Genomic DNA, 24,795 nt, shown 5'->3' on the forward strand with positions numbered 1-24,795 from the left:
TATGAGCACCCTCGATCAATCCCTGAAGCTGGCGCGCCGCTTCATTGAACTGCCGCTGGAAAAACGCCGTGTCTTCTTCGCCGCCCTGCGCGACGAGCAGGTCGATTTCACCAGTTACCCCATTCCCGACTGCAGCGGTGTCGCCGGCCGCGATCAGCTTTCCTATGCCCAGCAGCGCATGTGGTTCCTCTGGCAACTGGAGCCAGAGAGCGCGGCCTACAACCTGCCAGGGGCCGTGCGCCTGCTCGGCAACCTGAATCGCCGGGCGCTGGACCTGGCCTTTGCCGATCTGGTGCAGCGCCATGAGTGCCTGCGTACCACCTTCGCGGAATTCGACGGTCAGGTGCTGCAGCGCGTCGGTGACGGCGCGCTGGTGCAGGTGCGCCATGTCGACCTGTCCGGCCTGGAGGCGAATCAGCGCTTGCAGCGGACCCGTGAGGAGGTCGCCCGTGAAGCCGGCCAGCCGTTCGACCTGCAGCAGGGCCCGTTGCTGCGGGTGGCCCTGCTGCAACTGGCGGCGGATGAGCATGTGCTGCTGCTGACCATGCATCACATCATTGCCGACGGCTGGTCGATGAACATCCTCATCGAGGAGTTCATGCGTTGCCTGGATGCCCGCAGCGCTGGCAACCAGACCCAGCTACCGGCGCTGGCCGTGCACTACCGCGACTACGCCCTGTGGCAACGCAGCTGGATGGAAGCCGGCGAGCAGGCCCGCCAGCTCGACTACTGGCGAGCCCAGCTGGGCGAGGAGCATGAGCCACTGGAATTGCCCACCGACCGCCCGCGCCCGGCACAGCCTAGCCATGCCGGGGCGCGCCTTGAATTCGCCATCGACGCCGAGCTGCGCAGCGGCCTGAAGGCGTTGGCCCAGCGTCAGGGCACGACCTTGTTCGTGGTGCTGCTGGCGGCCTTCAAGACCCTGTTGTACCGCTACAGCGGCCAGGGCGACATCCGCGTCGGCGGCCTGATTGCCAACCGCAACCGCAGTGAGGTCGAGGGGTTGATCGGTTTCTTCGTCAATACCCAGGTGCTGCGCAGCCAGCTGGATGGGCGCCAGACCTTCGAGCAGTTGCTGGCAGCGCTGCGCCAGACCGCCCTCGGCGCCCAGGCCCACCAGGAACTGCCGTTCGATGCACTGCTGGAGGCACTGCAGCCCAGTCGCAGCCAGAGCCACAACGCGCTGTTCCAGGTCATGTACAACCACCAGCCGCTGGTCACCGACATCCAGGGCATGCGCCTGGGTTGCGGCCTGCAGTTGGCGCATCTGGACGCCGAACAAAGCGTGGCCGGCGCCCGCAGCCATGCCGCGGCCAGTGACCTGATGCTGGAAACCCGCGAGGAAGGCGAGCGCTTGCTGGCCGCCTTCACCTACGCCACCGATCTGTTCGACGCCGCCACCGTCGAGCGCATGGCCGGCCACTGGCGCAACCTGCTGCGCAGCGTGCTGGCCGACCCGCAGCGCCGAATCGGCGAGCTACCGTTGCTCGATGCTGCAGAAGCCCGTCAGTTGCAGCATTGGGCACTGCGCGCACCCGCCCCGCAGGCCTCGGCGCTGGCCCATCAACGTTTCCAGGCCCAGGCAGCACGCACGCCCGAGGCGGTCGCGCTGGTGCTGGCCGGCGAAGGGCAGGGCGCCAGCCTGAGTTACGCCGAGCTGGAGCGCCGCAGCAACCGTCTGGCGCAACGCCTGGTGCAGTCGGGCGTCGGCCCCGAGGTGCTGGTCGGTGTGGCGCTGGAGCGCTCGCTGGACATGGGGGTTGCCCTGCTGGCCGTGCTCAAGGCCGGCGGTGCCTACGTGCCGCTTGACCCGCAAGCACCCAGCGAACGCATCGCCCAGGTGTTCGCCGGCAGCGGCCTGCGCCTGCTGCTGACCCAATCGAACCTGCTGAGCCAGCTGCCAGTGGCTGAGGGTATCGAGGTTCTGTGCCTGGACCAGGCGCAGGGCGAGCAACCTGAGCATGCCCCGCGGGTATCACTGCAGCCCGGCAACCTGGCCTATGTGATCTACACCTCCGGTTCCACCGGCCGCCCCAAAGGCGTCGCCATCAGCCATGGTGCGCTGGCCGAGTTCTGCGAACTGGCAACCGACTATTCGCGCCTGACCGCGGATGATCGCGTGCTGCAGTTTGCTACCTGCAGCTTCGACGGCTTCGTCGAGCAGTTCTACCCGCCGCTGTGCGTCGGTGCCCGCGTGGTGCTGCGCGACAGCCGCCTGTGGGACAGCGGCAGTTTCCTGCAGGCACTGGAGCAGCACGGCATCACGGTCGCCGACCTGCCGGCCGCCTACTGGCACATGCTGGTGCAGGACTTTGCGCGCGAAACGCCACGGGCGTTTGCCGCACTGCGCCAGGTGCATGTCGGCGGCGAAGCCATGGCGGTGGACGGCCTCGATTTGTGGCGCCGCGCCGGCCTGGGTGGGGTGCGCCTGCTCAACACCTATGGCCCGACCGAGGCCACGGTGGTGTCCAGCATCCACGACTGCACGGCGTTGGCATCGCAAGATGTGTCCTGGCGCGGCATCCCCATTGGCCAGGGCCTCGCCGGGCGCCGCCTGTGCATTCTCGACGGCGAGATGCAGCCAGTGCCGGCCGGTGCCATTGGTGAGCTGTACATCGGTGGGCCCGGCCTGGCACGCGGTTATCACGGCCAGCCCGCGCTCAGCGCCGAACGCTTCCTGCCCGACCCCGAAGTCCCCGGCGAGCGCCTGTACCGCACCGGTGACCGCGCCCGCTTCGACGCCAGTGGCGCCATCGAATACATCGGCCGCGTCGACCATCAGGTGAAGGTGCGCGGCTTCCGCATCGAGCTTGGCGAAATCGAGATGCGCCTGCAGCAATGCCCTGGCGTGCGCGAGGCGGCGGTGCAGGCCCTGGACATGGCCGGCGGGCGGCAGTTGGTGGCCTATGTGGTCAGCGAAGCGGATGGCACCCGTGCCGAAGCGCAGCGCCAGGCGATCCGCGATGGCCTGCGCGCGACGCTGCCGGACTACATGGTGCCTTCGCACCTGATGCTGCTGGAACGCCTGCCGCTGACCCCCAGCGGCAAGCTCGACCGCAAGGCCTTGCCTGCGCCCGACCCGAGCCAGTTGCAGGCCAGCTTCCGTGCGCCGGTCAGCGAGCAGGAACAACAGCTGGCGGCGATCTGGATGGCAGTGTTGCAGGTGCCCCGCGTCGGCCTCGACGACAGCTTCTTCGACCTGGGCGGGCACTCGTTGCTGGCAGCCCAGGTCATTGCCCGGATCAAGTCCGAACTGGGCGTCGCGCTGCCCATGCGCAGCTTGTTCGAACGCCCGCACCTGGCCGCTCTGGCCGAGGAGCTGCAGGCCCTGGGTGGCACTGCCGACGAAGACTGGGCCGACATGGAAGCGTTCATGAATTCACTGGAGGAGGTTTGAGCATGACCCGCAACACTACGCTGCGTATCGCTGAGAAGTTCATCGGGTTGCCGCTCGAACAACGCCGCCAGTTCCTCGCCAAGCTGCGCCAGGATGGCAAGGACTTCGGCCTGCTGCCGATCCCGGTCAGCCGCCATGGCCTTGAAGCCATTCCGTTGTCTTACGCACAGCAGCGGCTGCTGTTCCTCTGGCAGCTCGACCCGCAGAGCGCGGCCTACAACATGGCGGCCGGCCTGCGCCTGAAGGGAGAACTGGAGCAAAGCCGTTTGCAAGGCGCCTTCGACGCTTTGATCGAGCGTCATGAAGCGCTGCGCACCGTGTTCCAGGTCGACGGCGAACAGCCGCTGCAACGGGTGCTCGCGGCCGAGCCCCTGGCCCTGCGGCATGTCGACCTCGGCATGGCCGACGAGGCCGAGCTGGCTCGCCAGGTGGAAGACGAAGTCGGTCGCCCGTTCGACCTGCTCGATGGCCCGCTGCTGCGCGCCAGCCTGTTCCGCCTAGGCCAGGATGAACACGTGCTCGTGGTGTGCATGCACCACATCGTCTGCGACGGTTGGTCGATGGACGTGATGGTTCGCGAGTTCGTCCAGTGCTACCAGGGCGGCGCCCAGGGCCTGCCAGCGCTGCCGTTGCAGTATGCCGACTACGCCGTGTGGCAGCGCCGCTGGCTGGAAGCGGGCGAGGGTGAGCGGCAGTTGCAGCACTGGCGCGAACAGCTGGGCGACGAACACCACCTGCTTCAGGTGGCGGCCGACTTTCCGCGCCCGCCCGTGCAGAGCCTGCAGGGCGAGACCCTCAAGTTCGCTTTCGGCGGGCCGCTGTCGCAGCGCCTGCGCGATGCCGCCCGGGCCCAGGGCGTGACGCTGTTCATGCTGATGCTGACCGGCTACGCGCTGTTCCTCTCGCGCCATTCCGGCCAGCGCGACATCCGCATCGGCGTGCCCAACGCCAACCGCGGGCGCGAAGAGGTCGAAGGGCTGATCGGCTTCTTCGTCAACACCCAGGTGCTGCGCTGCGTGGTCGACGAGCGCCTGTCGCTGAGTGAACTGCTGGTGCAGGTGCGCGAGGCGACCTTCGCCGCCCAGGCCAACCAGGAGCTGCCGTTCGAGCAGCTGGTGGAAGTGCTCGCGCCCGAGCGCAGCCTTGGCCACAACCCGCTGTTCCAGGCCAAGTTCAACCAGAACGTCGGCGTGCAGAAGCAGACCGCGCTGCAACTGCCGGGGCTGGCCGTCAGCGAGTATCCGCTGCGCAAGGAAGGCACCCACTTCGACCTCGCCCTGGACGTTACCGACGACGGCAGCCTGGTGCACGGCGAGATGACCTACGCCAGCGATCTCTACCAGCGTTCCACCATCGAAGGGTTCATCGCTGCGCTGCGTGAGCTGTTCGAGACGTTGTTGGCTGCGCCAGACGCGCCGCTGCATACCCTGGTCAAGGCGCCTGCCGCAGAGGTTGTCGGCCACCGAGAGCAACCTGCCCTGGTCCTGGAGTGCTGGGACGAGCAGGTGCGCCGTCAGCCCGAAGGCATCGCGGCGGCCTGTGCGGGGCAGCGGCTCAGTCATGCCGAACTGGACAGCCAGGCCAATCGCCTGGCCCATCACCTGCGCGACCTGGGTGTCGCCACGGGTGCACCGGTCGCAGTGCTGATGGAGCGCTCGCTGGATTGGCTGGTGTGCCTGTTGGGCATTCTCAAGGCCGGTGGCGTGTACATGCCGCTGGACATCAAGGCGCCGACCGAGCGCCTGCAAGGCATGCTGCAGCGCAGCGGCGCGCAGGTTTTGCTGTGCGATGCTACTGAACTGCGCCAGCAGGCGCTGGCATCGCCTGGTTGCCAGGTACAGCCCTATGCGCCAGAGCGTTGGGCCTCGTTGCCGGGTGATGCGCCAGAAACCGGGACACTGGCAGGTGCGCCGGCCTACGTGATCCACACTTCCGGCTCCACCGGCCAACCGAAGGGTGTGGTGGTCAGCCATGGCGCGCTGGCCAGCTATGTCGATGGCCTGCTGCAACGCCTGGATCTGGCCACGGACGCGAGCATGGCGCTGGTCTCCACCATCGCCGCCGACCTCGGTCACACGGTGCTGTTCGGCGCCCTGTGCTCCGGGCGCACACTGCATGTGTTGCCGGAGGCGCTGGGCTTCGACCCGGATGCGTTTGCCGCCTACATGGCCGAGCAGCGCATCGGCGTGCTGAAGATCGTCCCCAGCCACCTCAATGGTCTGTTGCAGGCGGCCAATGCCGCCGACGTGCTGCCCGAGCATGCCCTGATCGTCGGTGGCGAGGCCTGCTCGCCCGCGCTGTACCAGAAAGTGCGCGAGCTCAAGCCCGGCTGCCGCTTCATCAACCACTACGGTCCCAGTGAAACCACCGTCGGCGTGCTGACCCACGAACTGCAAGGTGCAGTAACGCAAGCAATGCCATTGGGCGCGGCGCTGCCGGGGGCCAGCGTGCGGGTGCTGGACAATGTGCTCAACGTGTTGCCCGCGCGCGTCGCTGGCGAACTGTACATTGGCGGCGACAGCCTGGCGCACGGCTACCTGGGCCAGGCGGCTCTGACCGCCGAGCGTTTCGTGCCCGACCCGTTTGGCGCGCCGGGCACGCGCCTGTACCGCAGCGGTGATCGCGTGCAGCGCGACAACGCAGGCTTGCTGCACTTCCTCGGGCGTGCCGACGACCAGGTGAAGATCCGTGGCTATCGTGTCGAGCCAGGGGAGGTCGGCCGCGTGCTGCGTGGCCTGGCGGGCGTGCATGACGCGGTGGTGCTGGCCGTCCCGCAAGGGGATGACGCCGCGCAGCTGCAACTGGTCGGCTGGTGCGTGCCGGGCAACCCCCAGCTGAGCGCTGAGGCCCTGCGCGAGCAGTTGCAGGCGCTGCTGCCGGACTATCTGGTACCCGCTCATCTGCTGTTGCTGGAGCGCCTGCCGCTGACTGCCAACGGCAAGCTGGACCGCCGCGCCCTGCCGCAGCCGCAAGTGCAACTCAAGCGTCATGTCGCCGCCAGCACACCGCTGGAGGAGCAGCTGCTGGCCATCTGGCAAGCGGTGCTCAAGCGTGACGACATCGGCGTCGATGACAACTTCTTCGAACTGGGTGGCGACTCCATCCTCAGCCTGCAGATCATCGCCCGGGCCAAGCGTCAGGGCATCAAGCTGAGCCCGCGCCAGCTGTTCGAGAAGCAGACCATCGGCCAGCTGGCCCAGGTCGCCAAAGTGGCACCTGTAGCGGCCAAGCCTGTCGCGGTCGCGCAGGTCAGCGGTGGCATGCCGCTGTTGCCGGTGCAGGCGCGCTTCTTCGAACTGGCCCTGAACCAGCCTGGGCACTACAACCAGGCGGTCATGCTGCAGCCACGCCAGGCGCTGACGGCGAACATCGTCGAACAGGCCCTGGCGCTATTGGTCAACCAGCACGACGCACTGCGCCTGGCCTTCAACAAGGCGGACGGCAGCTGGCATGCCGAGCACCGTGCGGGCGTACCAGGTGGAATGCTCTGGCATCGCCAGGCGGCCAATGCCGCGCAACTGCAGGCCATCGCCGAAGAGGCACAGGGGAGCCTCGACCTCGCACAAGGGCCGCTGCTGCGCGCAGTGCTGTGCGACCTTGCCGAAGGTGGGCAGCGCCTGCTGCTGGTGATTCATCACCTGGTGGTCGACGGTGTGTCCTGGCGGGTGCTGCTGGAAGACCTGGAGCAGGTCTGCGTCGCCCTCTTGGCCGGGCGCACACCCGCGCTGGCGGAGAAAGGCACGGCATTCAAGGCCTGGGCTGAGCATCTGGCCGGCTGGGCCCAGGCGCCTGCCCGTGATCAAGAACTCACCTACTGGCAAGCGACCCTCGCAGGGCAGGAGGGTGACCTGCCGGCGGCACGCCGCGACGCCGGGCTGCAGGTGCGTCACGCACGCACTGTGCGCTGCCGGCTGGATGCCGCCACCACGCAGAACCTGCTGCAGCAGGCGCCAGCCGCCTACCGCACGCAAGTCAACGACCTGCTGCTGACCGCCCTGGCGCGGGTACTGTGCCGCTGGACCGGGCAGGGCAGTGCGCTGGTCCAGCTGGAAGGTCACGGCCGTGAAGACCTGTTCGACGGCGTGGACCTGAGCCGCACCGTGGGTTGGTTCACCAGCCTGTTCCCGGTGGCGCTGACCCCGACCGACGACCTGAGCGGTTCGCTCAAGGCCATCAAGGAACAACTGCGTGGCGTGCCCGGGCGCGGCATCGGCCATGGCGTGCTGCGTTACCTCGGCAACCCGGCGCAGCAGGCGGCGCTGCAGGCGTTGCCACCCGCGCGAGTTACCTTCAACTACCTCGGCCAGTTCGACCAGGGCTTCGGCGAAGACCGGCTATTCGCACCTGCCCTGGAAAGCGTTGGCGCCACTCAGGCGGCCGATGCGCCTTTGGGGAACTGGCTGAGCGTCAACGGCCAGGTGCTGGGTGGTGAACTGGAGTTGGGCTTTACCTTCAGCCACGCAATGTTCGACGAGCCGATAATCGCCAGCCTGGCCGCCGACTACGCCCGTGAGCTGGCCGCGCTGGTCGAACACTGCCTCGACAGCCAGGCCGGCGGCGCCACCCCGGCTGATTTCCCGCTGGCCGGCCTGACCCAGGCGCAGCTGGACGCATTGCCGGTTGACCTGCGCCAGGTCGAGAACATCTACCCGCTGGCACCGATGCAGGAAGGCATGCTGTTCCACAGCCTGTACGACGGCCAGCCCAGCAGCTACGTCAACCGCCTGCGCCTGGACCTCGACGAGCTCGACCCCGAGCGCTTCATCCAGGCCTGGCAGCAGGCGCTGGATCAGCACGAATCGCTGCGTGCCGGGTTTGCCTGGGAGCAGGGCCTGGAAGCGCCACGCCAAGTAGTACTGCGCCACGTCCAGCTGCCGGTCGAGCGCTTCGACTGGGCTGGCGAGGGCGATATCGACGCACGCCTCGAAGCGCTGGCGCAGGCCGAGCAGGCACGTGCCTTCGACCTTGGCCAGGCGCCGCTGCTGCGCCTGGTACTGGTGCGCACCGGGCCGCAGCGCCATCACCTGATCTACACCAGCCACCACATCCTGATGGACGGCTGGAGCAATTCGTTGCTCTTTGCCGCCGTGATGCAGGCCTACTCGGGGCAGCCTGCCGCGCTGGCGCAGGCCACCCGCAGCGACTACCTCGGCTGGTTGCAGCAGCAGGATCGCGCCGCTGCCGAGGCCTTCTGGAAAGCCCAACTGCTCGACCTGGACGGCCCGACACTGCTCGGCGGTACACGTGATGCCAATGAAGCCGGGCAGGGCGCCGTAGTGCTGGAGCTGGGCGAGGCCTTGAGCCAGGCCCTGAAGCACTTTGCGCAGGCCCAGCAAGTCACCCTCAACAGCGTGCTGCAGGCTGCCTGGGCGCTGCTGTTGCAGCGCCGCACCGGCCAGCGTCGGCCCTGCTTCGGCGCCACCGTGTCCGGGCGCCCGGCGGAGTTGCCGGGGATCGAGCAGCAACTGGGCCTGTTCATCAATACCCTGCCGGTGGCCGCCGAGCCGCAAGGGCAAATGCCGGTCGCCGACTGGGTGCGTGAAGTGCAGGCACTCAACCTGCGCCTGCGCGAGTACGAGTACCTGCCGCTGTATGCCATCCAGGCAGCGGCAGGGCGCCATGGCGAGGCGTTGTTCGACAGTTTGCTGGTGTTCGAGAACTATCCACTGGCCCAGAGCCTGTCGGACAGCAGTGCCGGGTTGCAGATGTCTGGTCTGGACTATCAGGAATACAGCGGCTACCCGCTGACTCTGATTGCCGAAGCGCGGGATCAGATGCAGCTGACCTTCGCCTACCAACGCCAGGTCTTCGGCCATGGGCAGGTGCAGCAAATAGCGGCCGAGCTGCGCCATCTGCTGCAAGGCTTCGCCAGCGCTCCGCAAGCCTTGCTGGGCAGCTTCGGGCTGGTCGACGCGTCAGGTCATTCGCGCATCGTGGAGGGCTGGAATGCCACGGAGCGGCATTACCCAGGCATGCCTTATGTGCACCAGCTGTTCGAACAGCAAGCAGCCCGCCAACCGCAAGCGCCGGCACTGACCTTCGCCGACCGCACCTTGAGCTATGCCGAACTGAATGCCGAGGCCAACCGGCTCGCCGCACATCTGCGTGGTCAGGGCGTCGGCCCGGATGTGCTGGTGGGCATCGCCGCCGAGCGCTCGGTGGAAATGGTCGTTGGCCTGCTGGCGATCCTCAAGGCCGGTGGCGCCTATGTGCCGCTGGACCCGGAGTACCCGCAGGACCGCCTGGCCTACATGTTCGAGGACAGTGGCATCGCCTTGCTGCTGACCCAGTCGCACCTGCACGATGGCCTGCCAATCCCGGCCGGGCTGGCGATGCTCGATCTGGACCGGGCCGAGGCCTGGAGCGTGCTGGAGGCGCACAACCCGGCTGTAGAACTGCACCCGGAAAACCTCGCCTACGTCATCTACACCTCCGGCTCCACCGGCAAGCCGAAAGGCGCCGGCAACCGCCATGTCGCCTTGCACAACCGCCTGGCCTGGATGCAGGAGGCGTATCCGCTCACGGCCAATGACAGCGTGCTGCAGAAAACGCCCTTCAGCTTCGACGTGTCGGTGTGGGAGTTCTTCTGGCCGCTGATGGAAGGCGCACGCCTGGTCATGGCGCTGCCCGGTGACCACCGCGACCCGGCGCGCCTGGCCGAACTGATCACCCGCGAACAGATCAGCACGCTGCACTTCGTACCGTCGATGCTGCAGGCCTTCGTCGCTGACGAAAACGCCGCCCGCTGCACCTCGCTGCAACGCATCATCTGCTCCGGCGAAGCACTGCCGGTGGAGCTGCAACGCCAGACCCTGGCGCTGCTGCCGCAGAGCGGCCTGTACAACCTGTACGGCCCGACCGAAGCGGCCATCGACGTCACCCACTGGACCTGCGTCGAAGAGGGCAAGGATGCGGTGCCGATCGGCCAGCCGATCGCCAACCTGCAGACCTACGTGCTGGACGGCGAACTGAACCCGGTCAGCCCGGGTGTGACCGGCGAGCTGTACCTGGGCGGCATCGGCCTGGCCCGTGGTTACCACCGTCGGCCATCGCTGACCGCCGAGCGCTTCGTCACCAGCCCGTTCGGCGCTGGCCAGCGGTTGTATCGCACCGGCGACCTGGCGCGCCAGCGCGAGAACGGGGTGATCGAGTACGCCGGGCGTATCGACCACCAGGTGAAGATCCGCGGCCTGCGCATCGAACTGGGCGAGATCGAAGCACGCCTGCAGGAACAGGACACCGTGCGCGAGGCAGTGGTGGTGGCTGCAGAGGGGCAACTGGTGGCGTACCTGGTGGCCGAGCAGGCCGACAGCCTGGCGGTAATCAAGGCCCACCTGGCGGCCGTGCTAACCGATTACATGGTGCCCGCGCAGTGGGTGCTGCTTGAGCGCATGCCGCTGTCGCCCAACGGCAAGCTCGACCGCAAGGCACTGCCGAAACCGGAGCTGGGCCAGTCCCGGCGCGAGTACCTGGCGCCGCAGAGCGAACTGGAGCAACGCCTGGCCGGCATCTGGCAGGAGGTGCTCAAGGTCGAGCGGGTCGGCCTCAATGACAACTTCTTCGAACTGGGCGGGCATTCGTTGCTGATGGTGCGCCTGGTTTCCCGAATCAAGACCGAGTTCTCCGTCGAATTGCCGATCCAGGACGCCTACCTCGCCGACGACCTCGGCGCCTTGGCAGCCCTGGTGGCAGGTAAAGCGGGCCCGGCAGAACAAGACTACGACGCCATTTTTGACGCCTTGGACGAATTGGAGGCATTTGATGCTTAAGCAAGGGACCCAACAGGGCAATGAGCTGGTCCAGCGGATCAGCGGGCTGGGCCACGACAAGCGTGTCGCCCTGTTCAAGCGCCTGCTGGAGAAAGGTGTCGATCTGGGCCGCCTGCCCATCGTGCCGCTGGCCGACGGCGAGAAGCTGCGCCTCTCCCATGCCCAGCAGCGCCAGTGGGTGCTCTGGCAACTGGACCCGGAAGGCGCTGCCTACAACATGGTCACCGTGCTGCGCCTGCATGGGGCATTGAACCTTGAGGCCCTGCGCCAGGCATTCGAGGACCTGGCGGCGCGGCATCAGACGCTGCGCACGCGCTTCTTCCTCGATGCCGACGGCCAGCCGCGCCAGTGCATCGATGCGGCCGGGTCGTTGACGATTGACACGCGTCAGCTTGGGCAAGCTGACGAGCCGGCATTGCTGGCCGCCATCGAAGTCGAAGCGACTCGCCCGTTCGACCTGGAGACGGGCCCGCTGTTGCGGGTGGCGCTGCTGGAAGTGTGCGATGCGGACCGCGTACTGGTCCTGACCCAGCACCATATCGTCTCCGACGGCTGGTCCATGCAGTTGATGGTCGATGAACTGATCAACCTGTACCAGGCTCACTGCCAGGGGCTTGCAGCGCAGCTGCCGGCCTTGCCGATTCAGTATGTCGACTACGCCGGCTGGCAGCGACAGTGGCTGGCGGCAGGCGAGCGCGAGCGTCAGCTTAATTACTGGACGCAGCGCCTGGCCGGGGAGCAAGGCCCGCTGGAACTACCGTTCGACCGCCCACGGCCGGCGCGCCGCAGCAGCCAGGGTTCACGCGAAATTCTCGAGCTGCCAGCCGCGCTGCTGCTGGGCATCCGGCAACTGGCCCAGGCCCAGGGATGCACACCGTTCATGGTGCTGCTGGCCTCGTTCCAGTTGTTGCTGCATCGCTACAGCGGCCAGGCTGACATCCGTGTCGGCGTGCCTTCGGCCAACCGCAATCGCGCCGAGACCGAGCGCCTGCTCGGCTTTTTCGTCAACACACAGGTGCTGCGCGCGGACGTCGATGGCCAGGCAGGCTTCCTCGACCTGCTCAAGCAGGTGCGCCAGGCTGCACTGGAAGCCCAGGCCCACCAGGATCTGCCCTTCGAACAGCTGGTCGAAGCCCTGCAGCCGGAACGCAGCCTGAGCCACAGCCCATTGTTCCAGGTGATGTTCAACTATCAGGTGAGCGAGGGCGCTATCAGTGACGGCGTGAAGCTGCCGGGACTGGAAGTGGCCCAGATGCAGTGGGCCATGCCCAGTGCGCAATTCGACCTGAGCCTGGACTGTGTCGAGCACCCACAGGGGCTCAGCGCTTCGCTGATCTATTCGACCGACCTGTTCGATGCACCTCGCGTCCAGCGCATGGCCGTGCACTGGCAGAACCTGTTGCAGGCGATCATCGAAGCGCCGACACAACGCATGGGCGATTTGCCCATGCTGCAGGATGGCGAGCGAGCCCTGGCGATCAGTGGCTGGAACGCCACGGCGCGGGACTACCCAGGTACGCCGTATGTGCACCAGCTGTTCGAACAGCAAGCCGTCCGCCAACCGCAAGCGCCCGCGCTGACCTTCGCCGACCGCACCTTGAGCTATGCCGAACTGAATGCCGAGGCCAACCGCCTGGCCGTGCATCTGCGTGGTCAGGGCGTCGGCCCGGATGTGCTGGTGGGCATCGCCGCCGAGCGCTCGGTGGAAATGGTCGTTGGCCTGCTGGCGATCCTCAAGGCCGGTGGCGCCTATGTGCCGCTGGACCCGGAGTACCCACAGGACCGCCTGGCCTACATGTTCGAGGACAGCGGCATTACCTTGCTGCTGACCCAGTCGCACCTGCGCGATGGCCTGCCGATCCCGGCCGGGCTGGCGGTGCTCGATCTGGACCGGGCCGAGGCCTGGAGTACCCTTGAGGCGCACAATCCGGCTGTAGAGTTGCACCCGGAAAACCTCGCCTATGTCATCTACACCTCCGGCTCCACCGGCAAGCCGAAAGGCGCCGGCAACCGCCATGTCGCCTTGCACAACCGCCTGGCCTGGATGCAGGAGGCGTATCCGCTCACGGCCAATGACAGCGTGCTGCAGAAAACGCCCTTCAGCTTCGACGTGTCGGTGTGGGAGTTCTTCTGGCCGCTGATGGAAGGCGCCCGCCTGGTCATGGCGCTGCCCGGTGACCACCGCGACCCGGTACGCCTGGCCGAACTGATCACCCGCGAGCAGATCAGCACGCTGCACTTCGTGCCGTCGATGCTGCAAGCCTTCGTCGGCGACGAAAACGCCGCCCGCTGCACCTCGCTGCAACGCATCATCTGCTCCGGCGAAGCACTGCCGGTGGAGCTGCAACGCCAGACCCTGGCGCTGCTGCCCCAGAGCGGCCTGTACAACCTGTACGGCCCGACCGAAGCGGCCATCGACGTCACCCACTGGACCTGCGTCGAGGAAGGCAAGGATGCGGTGCCGATCGGCCAGCCGATCGCCAACCTGCAGACCTACGTGCTGGACGGCGAACTGAACCCGGTCAGCCCGGGCGTGACCGGCGAGCTGTACCTGGGCGGCATCGGCCTGGCCCGTGGTTACCACCGTCGGCCATCGTTGACCGCCGAGCGCTTCGTCACCAGCCCGTTCGGCACTGGCCAGCGGCTGTACCGCACCGGCGACCTGGCGCGCCAGCGCGAGGACGGGGTGATCGAGTATGCCGGGCGTATCGACCACCAGGTGAAGATCCGCGGCCTGCGCATCGAACTGGGCGAGATTGAAGCGCGCCTGCAAGAGCAGGACGCGGTGCGTGAAGCGGTGGTAGTGGCCGCCGATGGCCCGAGCGGCAAGCAACTGGTGGCCTACCTGGTGCCAGAGCCGACTTCTCTGGCACGTGCTGAGGCCGAGATTCAGGGCGGCTACCTGCAAGACGTCAAGGCGCAATTGCTGGATGTGTTGCCGGACTACATGGTGCCAGCGCAATGGGTGCTGCTCGAACAGATGCCGCTGTCGCCCAACGGCAAGCTCGACCGCAAGGCCCTGCCCAAGCCCGACCCGGCGCAATCGCGCAGCGAGTACCAGGCACCGCGCAACGCCCTGGAGCAGCGCCTGGCGCTGATCTGGCAGGATGTGCTGCGCCTGGAACAGGTCGGCGTGGACGATAACTTCTTCGAGCTGGGCGGGGATTCGATCATCTCCATCCAGATCGTCAGCCGGGCACGCCAGGCCGGGATCCGCTTCGCGCCGCGTGACCTGTTCCAGCATCAGAACATTCGCCGCCTGGCCACTGTGGCGCAACTGAGCGAGACCGTGCAGATCGACCAGGGGCCGGTGACCGGTGAGGCGCCGCTGCTGCCGATCCAGCAGACGTTCTTCGCCACTGAAATCCCCAACCGTCACCACTGGAACCAGTCGCTGCTGCTGGCCCCGGCCGAGCCGCTGGACAGCGAACTGCTGACCCGGGCCCTGGCCGCGGTGATGCAACAGCATGACGCCCTGCGCCTGCGCTACCAGCCGTTGGACGGTGGCTGGGTACAGCACCATCAGCCACAGGCGAGTGCCGAAGGACTGATCTGGCAGCAGCAGTTGGCCAGCCTCGACGATCTGCCTGCATACTGCAGCGAAGTGCAGCGCAGCCTCGACCTGGGCGCAGGCCCCATGCTGCGCCTGGGCCTGATCACCTTGCCGGACGGTACACAGCGCTTGCTGCTGGCGATTCATCACCTGGTCATCGATGGCGTTTCCTGGCGCATCCTGCTTGAGGACCTGCAGACGGCTTATCGCCAGCTGCAGGCGGGGCAGACGCTGCAGTTGCCGGCCAAGACCACCTCGTACAAGGCCTGGGGCGAGCGCCTGGGTGAACATGCCCGCTCCGCGCCGATGGTCGCGCAGCTCGGTTACTGGCAGCAGCTGCTGGAAGGCGCGCCGCAGGATCTGCCGCGCGACAATCCACAAGGGGGGATGGACAACCGGCATGCCCGCAGCGTCGCCACCCGGCTGGACGCTACCCGTACCCGCCAATTGCTGCAGGAAGCGCCAGCGGCGTACCGCACCCAGGTCAACGATCTGCTACTGACGGCCCTGGCCCAGGTTGTATGTGCCTGGAGTGGCGAGGCGTCAGCGCTGGTGCAACTGGAAGGGCATGGCCGCGAAGACCTGTTCAGCGACATCGACCTGTCACGCACGCTGGGCTGGTTCACCAGCATGTTCCCGGTGCGCCTGACGCCACACAGCGACCTTGGTGCAGCCATCAAGGGCATCAAGGAGCAGTTGCGCGCGACTCCGGACAAAGGCCTGGGCCATGGCCTGTTGCGTCACCTGGGTAGCGATGAGGCACGCGCAGCGTTGGCCGCCTTGGCGCGACCGCGCATCACCTTCAACTACCTGGGGCAGTTCGACGGCGACTTCGCCGAGGGTGCGTTGTGGGTGCCCGCCAGCGAGGGGCGTGGTGCCGGGCAAGATCCGCAGGCGCCGCTGGGCAACTGGCTGAGCGTCGATGGCCAGGTGTTCGGAGGCGAGCTGAGCCTGAACTGGACCTTCAGCGGCGAAGTGTACGCCGAGGCGACCATCGCGCGCCTGGCCCAGGCCTACCAGCAGGCCCTGGAGGCGCTGATCGCGCACTGCCTGGTCGAGACCAACGCCGGGCTGACCCCGAGCGACGTGCCGCTGGCCGGGCTTGGCCAGGCTCAACTCGATGCCCTGGCATTGCCTGCCCGGGCCATCGCCGAGATCTATCCGCTATCGCCCATGCAGCAAGGCATGCTGTTCCACAGCCTGTACGAAGCCAGCGGCCGTACCTATGTCAACCAGATGCGCCTGGATATCCGTGGCCTCGACGTCGAGCGCTTCGCCAGTGCCTGGCAGCAGGCGGTCGACCGCCACGAACTGCTGCGTGCTGGCTTCCTCTGGGACGCCGGGCTGGAAGCGCCACGCCAGGTGATTCACCGCCAGGCCAGCCTGGAAATCGTGGTCGAGGAGGGCGGCGATGGCACTGCCCGCCTGCTCGACGAGCGTGCCAGCCATGAGCTGGACCGCGGTTTCGATCTGGCCTGCCCACCGCTGCTGCGCCTGTGCCTGCTGCGCACTGGCGCTGACAGCCATCACCTGATCTACACCAGCCACCACATCCTGATGGACGGCTGGAGCAACTCGCGCCTGCTCGGCGAGGTGCTGCAAACCTATGCCGGCCAGGCCGTCGCCGCGCCGGAAGGCCGCTACCAGGACTACCTCGCCTGGTTGCAGGGCCAGGACCAGGCGGCCAGCGAGCGCTTCTGGCAGGCACAGCTGGCGCCCCTGGAGGAGCCGACCCGGCTGGCCCTGGCCTGCGCCCGGGCGGACCTGGCCGAGCCCGGCCAGGCCTTGCACAGCGCCCGCTTGAACGGCGAGCAGACCCGCCGCCTGCAGGCCTTTGCCCGGCAGCAGCAGGTGACCCTCAACACCCTGGTGCAGTCGGCCTGGCTGCTGCTGTTGCAGCGTTACACCGGCCAGCGCAGCGTGGCCTTCGGCGCCACCGTATCCGGGCGCCCGGTGGAGCTGCCGGGGATCGAGCAGCAACTGGGCCTGTTCATCAACAGCCTGCCGGTGATCGCCAGCCCGGATGGCGCGCTAAGCGTCGCCCAGTGGGCCCAGGCGGTGCAGGCGCAGAACCTTGCGTTGCGCGACCACGAACATACACCGCTGGCAGACGTGCAACGCCTGGCCGGGCGTAACGGCGCGGCGCTGTTCGACACGCTGCTGGTGTTCGAGAACTATCCGGTTTCCGAAGCCCTGCAAGCGGCCCCGGGCGGCCTTGGTTTCAGCAACCTGGGCTACAGCGAGCAAAGCGGCTATGCCCTGACCCTGATCGCTCAGGTCGGCGATGAGCTGGAACTGGCCTTCAACTACCTGACACAGGACTTCGCCGAGCCGACCATCCGCCGCATCGCCGGGCAACTGACCCAACTGCTGCTGCAGTTCATGGCGCACCCAGATAGCCCACTGGGCGAGCTGCCGCTGCTGGAGGAAAACGACCGCCAGCAAGTCGTCGAGCAATGGAATGCCACGGCACGGGACTACCCAGGTACGCCGTATGTGCACCAGCTGTTCGAACAGCAAGCCGTCCGCCAACCGCAAGCGCCCGCGCTGACCTTCGCCGACCGCACCTTGAGCTATGCCGAACTGAATGCCGAGGCCAACCGCCTGGCCGTGCATCTGCGTGGTCAGGGCGTCGGCCCGGATGTGCTGGTGGGCATCGCCGCCGAGCGCTCGGTGGAAATGGTCGTTGGCCTGCTGGCGATCCTCAAGGCCGGTGGCGCCTATGTGCCGCTGGACCCGGAGTACCCACAGGACCGCCTGGCCTACATGTTCGAGGACAGCGACATTACCTTGCTGCTGACCCAGTCGCACCTTCGCGATGGCCTGCCGATCCCGGCCGGGCTGGCGGTGCTCGATCTGGACCGGGCCGAGGCCTGGAGTACCCTTGAGGCGCACAATCCGGCTGTAGAGTTGCACCCGGAAAACCTCGCCTATGTCATCTACACCTCCGGCTCCACCGGCAAGCCGAAAGGCGCCGGCAACCGCCATGTCGCCTTGCACAACCGCCTGGCCTGGATGCAGGAGGCGTATCCGCTCACGGCCAATGACAGCGTGCTGCAGAAAACGCCCTTCAGCTTCGACGTGTCGGTGTGGGAGTTCTTCTGGCCGCTGATGGAAGGCGCACGCCTAGTCATGGCGCTGCCCGGTGACCACCGCGACCCGGTACGCCTGGCCGAGCTGATCAACCGCGAACAGATCAGCACGCTGCACTTCGTACCGTCGATGCTGCAGGCCTTCGTCGCTGACGAAAACGCCGCCCGCTGCACCTCGCTGCAACGCATCATCTGCTCCGGCGAAGCACTGCCGGTGGAGCTGCAACGCCAGACCCTGGCGCTGCTGCCGCAGAGCGGCCTGTACAACCTGTACGGCCCGACCGAAGCGGCCATCGACGTCACCCACTGGACCTGCGTCGAAGAAGGCAAGGATGCGGTGCCGATCGGTCAGCCGATCGCCAACCTGCAAACCTACGTGCTGGACGGCGAACTGAACCCGGTCAGCCCCGGCGTGACCGGCGAGCTGTACCTGGGCGGCATCGGCCTGGCCCGGGGTTACCACCGTCGGCCATCGCTGACCGCCGAGCGCTTCGTTACCAGCCCGTTCGGCACTGGCCAGCGGCTGTACCGCACCGGCGACCTGGCGCGCCAGCGCGAGGACGGGGTGATCGAGTACGCCGGGCGTATCGACCACCAGGTGAAGATCCGCGGCCTGCGCATCGAACTGGGCGAGATTGAAGCGCGCCTGCAAGAGCAGGACGCGGTGCGTGAAGCGGTAGTGGTGGCCGCCGATGGCCCGAGCGGCAAGCAACTGGTGGCCTACCTGGTGGCCGAGCAGGCTGACAGCCTGGAAGCGATCAAGGCGCACCTGGCGGCCGTGCTGCCGGACTACATGGTGCCTGCGCAGTGGGTGGTGCTTGAGCGCATGCCGCTGTCGCCCAACGGCAAGCTCGACCGCAAGGCACTGCCGAAACCGGAGCTGGGCCAGTCCCGGCGCGAGTACCTGGCGCCGCAAAGCGAACTGGAGCAACGCCTGGCTGGCATCTGGCAGGATGTGCTGAAAGTCGAGCAGGTGGGGCTCAACGACAACTTCTTCGAACTGGGCGGTGATTCCATCGTCTCGATCCAGCTGGTCAGCCGTGCCCGCCAGCAAGGCCTGCGCTTCACGCCCAAGGACGTTTTCGAGCAGCAGACCCTGCAGCGCCTGGCCGGCGTCGTCGACCAGGGCGAAGCCAGCCAGGTCGAGCAAGGCCCGGTGACTGGCGAGGCACCATTGCTGCCGATCCAGCAGCTGTTCTTTGAAACGGACATTCCGGCCCGCCATCACTGGAACCAGGCGCTGCTGCTGACGCCGGTCGAGCCCCTGGATGGCGAGCTGCTGCGCACCGCGCTGCAGCATGTGACGCTGCACCACGATGCCCTGCGCCTGCGCTATCGCCAGGACGCAGCGGGTTGGGTCCAGTACCACGCCGCCATCGACCAGGCCGTGCAGTTGCAGTGCGTACAGGTCGAAAGCCTCGATCCCGTGGCCGCCGAGGCCCAGCGCAGCCTGTCGCTGGAACACGGTCCGCTGTGCCGTGCGCTGCTTGCCAGCCTGGCCGATGGCAGCCAGCGCTTGCTGCTGGTGGCTCACCACCTGGTCATCGACGGCGTTTCCTGGCGCATTCTGCTGGAAGACCTGCAAGCCACTTACCGCCAGTTGCAGCAGGGCGATGTACCGCGCCTGCCTGTCAAGACCAGCGCGTACAAGGCCTGGGGCGAAAGGCTGGTTGCTCACGCGCAGTCAGAAGTGATGAACGACGAACTGAGCTACTGGCAGGCGCAGCTTGCCGAGGGTGGCGAAGGCATTCTTGTCGACCACCCCGAGGGTAGCCAGGCCAAACGCCATGCCCGCACACTCACCAGCCACTTCGACCTTGCATTGACCCGCGCGCTGCTGCAAGAGGCACCGGCGGCCTATCGCACCCAGGTCAACGACCTGCTGCTGACCGCCCTGGCCCAGGCACTTTGCGCCTGGAGCGGCGAAGCATCGGCACTGGTGCAGCTGGAAGGGCATGGCCGCGAGGCACTGTTCGACGCTATCGACCTGTCGCGCACCCTGGGCTGGTTCACCAGCCTGTACCCGGTGCGCCTGCAACCCGCTGCCGATATCGGCACGTCGATCAAGCGTATCAAGGAACAATTGCGCAGCGTGCCGAACAAAGGCATCGGCTATGGCCTGCTGCGCCACCTCGGCCCACAGGCAGCCCGCGAGGCGCTGGCCGCTCTGCCGCAGCCACGCATCACCTTCAACTACCTGGGCCAGTTCGATACGAGCTCGGCAGAGGATGCGCTATGGCGCCTGGCGGATGAATCGGCCGGCAGCGGCATCGACGACGATGCACCGCTGGGCAACTGGCTGAGCCTGGATGGCCAGGTGCACGAAGGCGTGTTGAGCCTGAGCTGGACGTTCAGCGCCTGCACCTTCGAGGCAAGCCGGGTACAGGCGCTGGCGACGGCATTCGAAGACGCCCTGCGGGCGCTGGTGGAGCATTGCCAGCAACCGGCCAACCGTGGCGTGACAGCGACGGACTTCCCGCTGGCCGGCCTCGACCAGGCACAGCTCGACGCATTGCCGGTGGCAGTGGATGACATCGAGGACGTTTACGCGTTGTCGCCGATGCAGGAGGGCATGCTGTTCCACACCCTCTCCGACGGTGGCTCGGCGCTGTATGTCAACCAGGTCTGCCTGCCTGTCGAGGGCCTCGACCCGCAGCGTTTCGCCGCAGCCTGGCAGCGTGTCATGGTCCGCCACGACATCCTGCGCACCAGTTTCCACTGGCAAGGGCTGCCGCGCCCGGTGCAAGTGGTGCACCGCCAGGCACGCCTGGACTTCGAGGTGCTCGACTGGCGCGGTGAGGCGGTCGACGAGCAACGCCTCGCCGCGCGTGCCGAAGCGGAATGCGCCCGTGGTTTCGACCTGACCCGCGCGCCGTTGCAGCGGCTGCTGCTGATCCGCGTGGCGGAGCAGAGTTACCACATGGCCTGGACCAGCCACCACATCCTCATGGATGGCTGGTCCAGCTCGCAGTTGTTCGGCGAGGTGATGGAGCAGTACCACCAAGGCAGCAGCACGGGAGAGGTCGGCCGCTATCGCGACTTCATCGCCTGGCTACAGCGCCAGGACCAGGGCGCTCTCGGGGGCTTCTGGAAAGACCGACTGCAGCGCCTGGACGAACCGACCTCGCTGAGCCAGGCCGTGCACCCGCGGCATGTCAGCGACGAACAGGGGCATCACGCGCTCTACACCCGCTGGGATGGCGAGCGTACTGCCCGCCTGCAACAGCGTTGCCGCGAACTGCGCATCACCGCCAACACCCTGGTGCAGGGCGCCTGGCTGCTGTTGCTGCAGCGCTACACCGGCCAGGCGGCGCCTTGTTTCGGTGCGACCGTCGCCGGGCGCCCCGAGGGCCTGGCGGGGGCCGACCGCATGCTGGGCCTGTTCATCAACACCCTGCCGGTGATCGGCCGGATGGACGCCGAACAGACACTGCTCGACTGGCTGCAGGCCCTGCAGCGCGACAACCTGGAACTGCGTGAGCACGCCCATGCGCCGTTGGCTGACGTGCAGCGCTGGTCGGGGCAGGGCGGACAGCCGCTGTTCGACAGCATCATCGTCTTCGAGAACTACCCGATCGACCAGCGCCTGGGCGACAGCGCGGCCAGTGGGCTGAGCTTCGGCCAGTCGTCCAACCACGACGTCACCAACTTCCCGATGGACCTGGCGGTGCACCTGGGCGAGCAGCTGTCGATCGAGTACCTGTACCTGCGTGGTTGCTTCAGCGAGCCGGTGGTGCAGGGTATTCGCGCCATGATGGAGCACCTGCTGGAAGAGATCCTCGCCAACCCGCAGGTGGCTCTGGGCAACCTGCAGCGCCTGCCTGCGGCACAACGCTCGGCCTTGCAGGGCTGGAGCACGGCGCCCGGCAACACCTGGCAGGCACAGTCGCTGGTCGAGCTGATCGCCCGCCATGCCGAGCAGCGCCCGCAAGCGCTGGCGGTGCATTGTGGCGCGCAGCAGCTCGACTACCTGCAACTGGAACGCTCGGCCAACCGCCTGGCTCATCGCCTTCAAGCTCTGGGCGCAGGCCCCGAAGTGGTCGTCGGCGTCGCCCTGGAGCGTTCGGTGCAAACCCTGGTGGCCTTGCTGGCGGTGATGAAGAGCGGCGCCGCCTACCTGCCGCTGGATATCGACTACCCGGCCGAGCGCCTGGCCTACATGGTCGAGGACTCGGGGATGGGCTTGCTCATCACCGAGAACGGGCTGCAGGACCGCGTGCCGGCACCGGCTGCCCTGCAGCGCGTGCTGCTCGATGCCGAAAACCAGGGCCAGTGGCCGGAAACTGCACCGGTGTCGCAGGCGCAGCCGGGCAACCTGGCCTACCTGATCTATACCTCGGGCTCCACCGGCCGGCCGAAAGGCGTGGCCGTGCCGCAAGGGCCGCTGAGCATGCATTGCCAGGCCATTGCCGAGCTGTACGAGATGGAACCTGGCGTGCGCGAGCTGCACTTCATGTCGTTCGCCTTCGACGGCGCCCACGAACGCTGGCTCACCACGCTGATGGTCGGTGGCACGCTGGTGATTCGCGATGGCAGCCTGTGGACCCCGGAGCAGACCTGCCGAGCGCTGCACGAGCAACGTATCGACATCGCCTGTTTCCCGCCGGCCTACCTCAAGCAGATGGCCGAGTTCATCGAGGGCAGTGGCATGCCGGCGCCGCCTGTGCGCATCTACTGCTTCGGTGGTGATGCGGTACCGGAGCGCAGCTTCGAGCAGGTCCGCGCAGCACTGCGCCCGCGCTACTTCACCAATGGCTACGGCCCCACCGAGACCGTGGTCACGCCGTTGCTGTGGAAGGCGGCGGGCAGTGACCGCTGCGGCGCCGACTACGCACCTATCGGGCGTGCCGTAGGTGAGCGCAGCCTGCATGTGCTGGATGAGCAGCTCAACCCGTTGCCGGTGGGCTTTGCCGGCGAGCTGTACATTGGTGGTGAAGGGGTCGCCCGTGGCTATCAGAACCGCCCAGGGCAAAGCGCCGAACGCTTCATGCCCGATCCGTTCGGCAAACCCGGCGCACGGCTGTATCGCACTGGCGACCTGGTACGCCTGCGCGAAGACGGTATTCTCGATTACCTGGGGCGTATCGACCAGCAGGTGAAGATCCGCGGTTTCCGCATCGAGCTGGGCGAAGTCGAGGCGGCGTTGCGCCGCCAGCCGGGCGTCGAGGATGCCTTGGTGGTGGCGCGCGACAGTGCTTCGGGCAAGCAACTGGTGGGCTACGTGGTGGGTGAGACTTCGCTGTCGGGAGACCGGCTGAAGATGGCCCTGCGCGCCAGCCTGCCGGACTGGATGGTGCCCATGCAGGTCATGGTGTTGCCCGCGTTCCCGGTCACGCCCAATGGCAAGCTGGATCGCAAGGCGCTGCCGGAACCGAGCTTCCAGCAGGAGGCCTATTTGGCTCCTCGCAATCTCGAAGAACAGTTGCTCGCCGAGATCTGGGCACAGGTGCTGCAGGTCGAGCAAGTCGGCATCGAAGACAACTTCTTCGAGCTGGGCGGTGACTCGATCCTGAGCCTGCAGGTGGTGTCGCGGGTGAAGAACCACCCAGGCCTGGAACTCGACCTGAAGCTGCGTGACCTGCTGCGCTATCAGACCATCGCCGGCATCTGCGAGCGGCCAGTGGAAACCGCCAGCGGCAAGGTCGAGGATCACAGCTTGCAGGCTGGCGAAGGTGCCTTCCGCCTGCTGCCGATCCAGGAATGGCTGTTCGCCGAGGACATGCGCGAGCCGCAGCACTTCAACCAGGCATTGATGCTCAAGGCGCGCGGCGCGCTGGACCTGGATGCGCTGGAGCGCGCCCTGGGTGTAATCCAGCGGCATCACGATTCGCTGCGCTTGCGCTTCAGCCGCGACGGTGGCCGTTGGCTGCAGCACTACCTGGCCGAGGATGCCTGTGCGCCGCAGCTGTGGCGCCGCGAGGCCGCCGATGCCGAAGCGCTGGAGCAACTGGCCAACCAGGCGCAACGCAGCCTGGACCTGGGCGAGGGGCCGATGTGGCGTGCGATGCACGTGAGCATGGCCGAGGGTGAAGCGCGCCTGTTGCTGGTGATCCACCACCTGGTGGTGGATGCGGTGTCGTGGCGGGTGTTGCTGGAGGATCTGCGCACTGCCTACGAGGCCTGCTGCCTGGGCCAGGAACCCACGTTGCCGATGCGCAGCAGCAGCTACCGCGCCTGGGTCGAGCGCCTGGTGCAGGATGCCGGGCGTATCGCCGCCGAAGAAAGCGACTGGTGGCTGGGGCAGCTGGACCGTGCGGGCCAGGACCTGCCGTGCGACAACCCCAGGGGCCGCAACCAGGTCAGTGAACAGGCGGTGGCCAGGGTCGTGCTCGACAGCATTCCGACCAGCCGCCTGCTCAAGGAGGCGCCAGCGGCCTATGGCACGCAGATCAATGACCTGCTGCTGACCGCCCTGGGCCGTGTGCTGTGCCGTTGGAGCGAACAGGAGTCGGTGCTGGTGCAACTGGAAGGCCATGGCCGCGAAGACTTGTACGAGGCCCTCGACCTGTCGCGCACGCTGGGTTGGTTCACCAGCATGTTCCCGGTTCGCCTGCAACCCGAGGCAGATATCGGCAGCTCGATCCTGGCTATCCAGGGGCAACTGCAGGCGGTGCCCAACAAGGGTATCGGTTATGGCGTGCTGCGCTACCTCGGTGAACCAGCGCTCGGCGAGCGCCTGGCGCGTCTGCCGCAGGCGCGGATCACCTTCAACTACCTGGGGCAGTTCGATCAGAGCTTCGATGACAAGGCACTGCTGGTGCCGGCGGCCGAGGGCACAGGGGATTGCTACAGCCCTGTGGCGCGCCTGGGCAACTGGCTGGAGATCATCGGTCAGGTCTATGACGGTTGCCTGGCGCTGCGCTGTGTCTACAGCACGCGCCGCTACCGCCCGGAGACCGTGCACGCGCTGATGGACGACTACCGTACCGAGCTGGAGCTGTTGATCGACCACTGCCTGGCACGACTGGGCTGAGCCTTTTCATC

At 67.1% G+C, this 24,795-nt stretch carries 3 protein-coding genes; all 3 read left to right on the top strand.

What is annotated here, in order from left to right; all coding sequences use genetic code 11:
- Position 1: 1 nt before the first annotated feature.
- From ACLEJU_RS23570 to ACLEJU_RS23580, 3 genes are read left to right on the top strand one after another with little or no spacing between them, the layout of a single operon-like run.
- Positions 2-3,397 (top strand): amino acid adenylation domain-containing protein, encoded by a 3,396-nt coding sequence (locus tag ACLEJU_RS23570; RefSeq protein WP_435424156.1) that lies wholly within the window; start codon positions 2-4, stop codon positions 3,395-3,397.
- A 2-nt stretch (positions 3,398-3,399) separates the two neighbouring features.
- Positions 3,400-11,166 carry an amino acid adenylation domain-containing protein gene (locus ACLEJU_RS23575; RefSeq protein ID WP_435424155.1) on the top strand — a complete coding sequence of 2,589 codons (7,767 nt, stop codon included), beginning with the start codon at positions 3,400-3,402 and terminating at the stop codon, positions 11,164-11,166.
- A complete protein-coding gene (locus tag ACLEJU_RS23580) occupies positions 11,159-24,784 on the top strand; it encodes a non-ribosomal peptide synthase/polyketide synthase (RefSeq protein WP_435424154.1) in 13,626 nt (4,541 codons plus the stop codon). Before ACLEJU_RS23575 ends, ACLEJU_RS23580 begins: the two co-directional genes overlap by 8 nt.
- Positions 24,785-24,795 lie beyond the last annotated feature (11 nt).

The sequence above is a fragment of the Pseudomonas sp. SMN11 genome (assembly GCF_052041945.1).
GTDB lineage: Bacteria > Pseudomonadota > Gammaproteobacteria > Pseudomonadales > Pseudomonadaceae > Aquipseudomonas.

Bases quoted from the DNA above. Each gene is read 5' to 3' on its own strand.
- ACLEJU_RS23570 (WP_435424156.1), top strand. From the start codon at position 2: ATGAGCACCCTCGATCAATCCCTGAAGCTGGCGCGCCGCTTCATTGAA.
- ACLEJU_RS23575 (WP_435424155.1), top strand. From the start codon at position 3,400: ATGACCCGCAACACTACGCTGCGTATCGCTGAGAAGTTCATCGGGTTG.
- ACLEJU_RS23580 (WP_435424154.1), top strand. From the start codon at position 11,159: ATGCTTAAGCAAGGGACCCAACAGGGCAATGAGCTGGTCCAGCGGATC.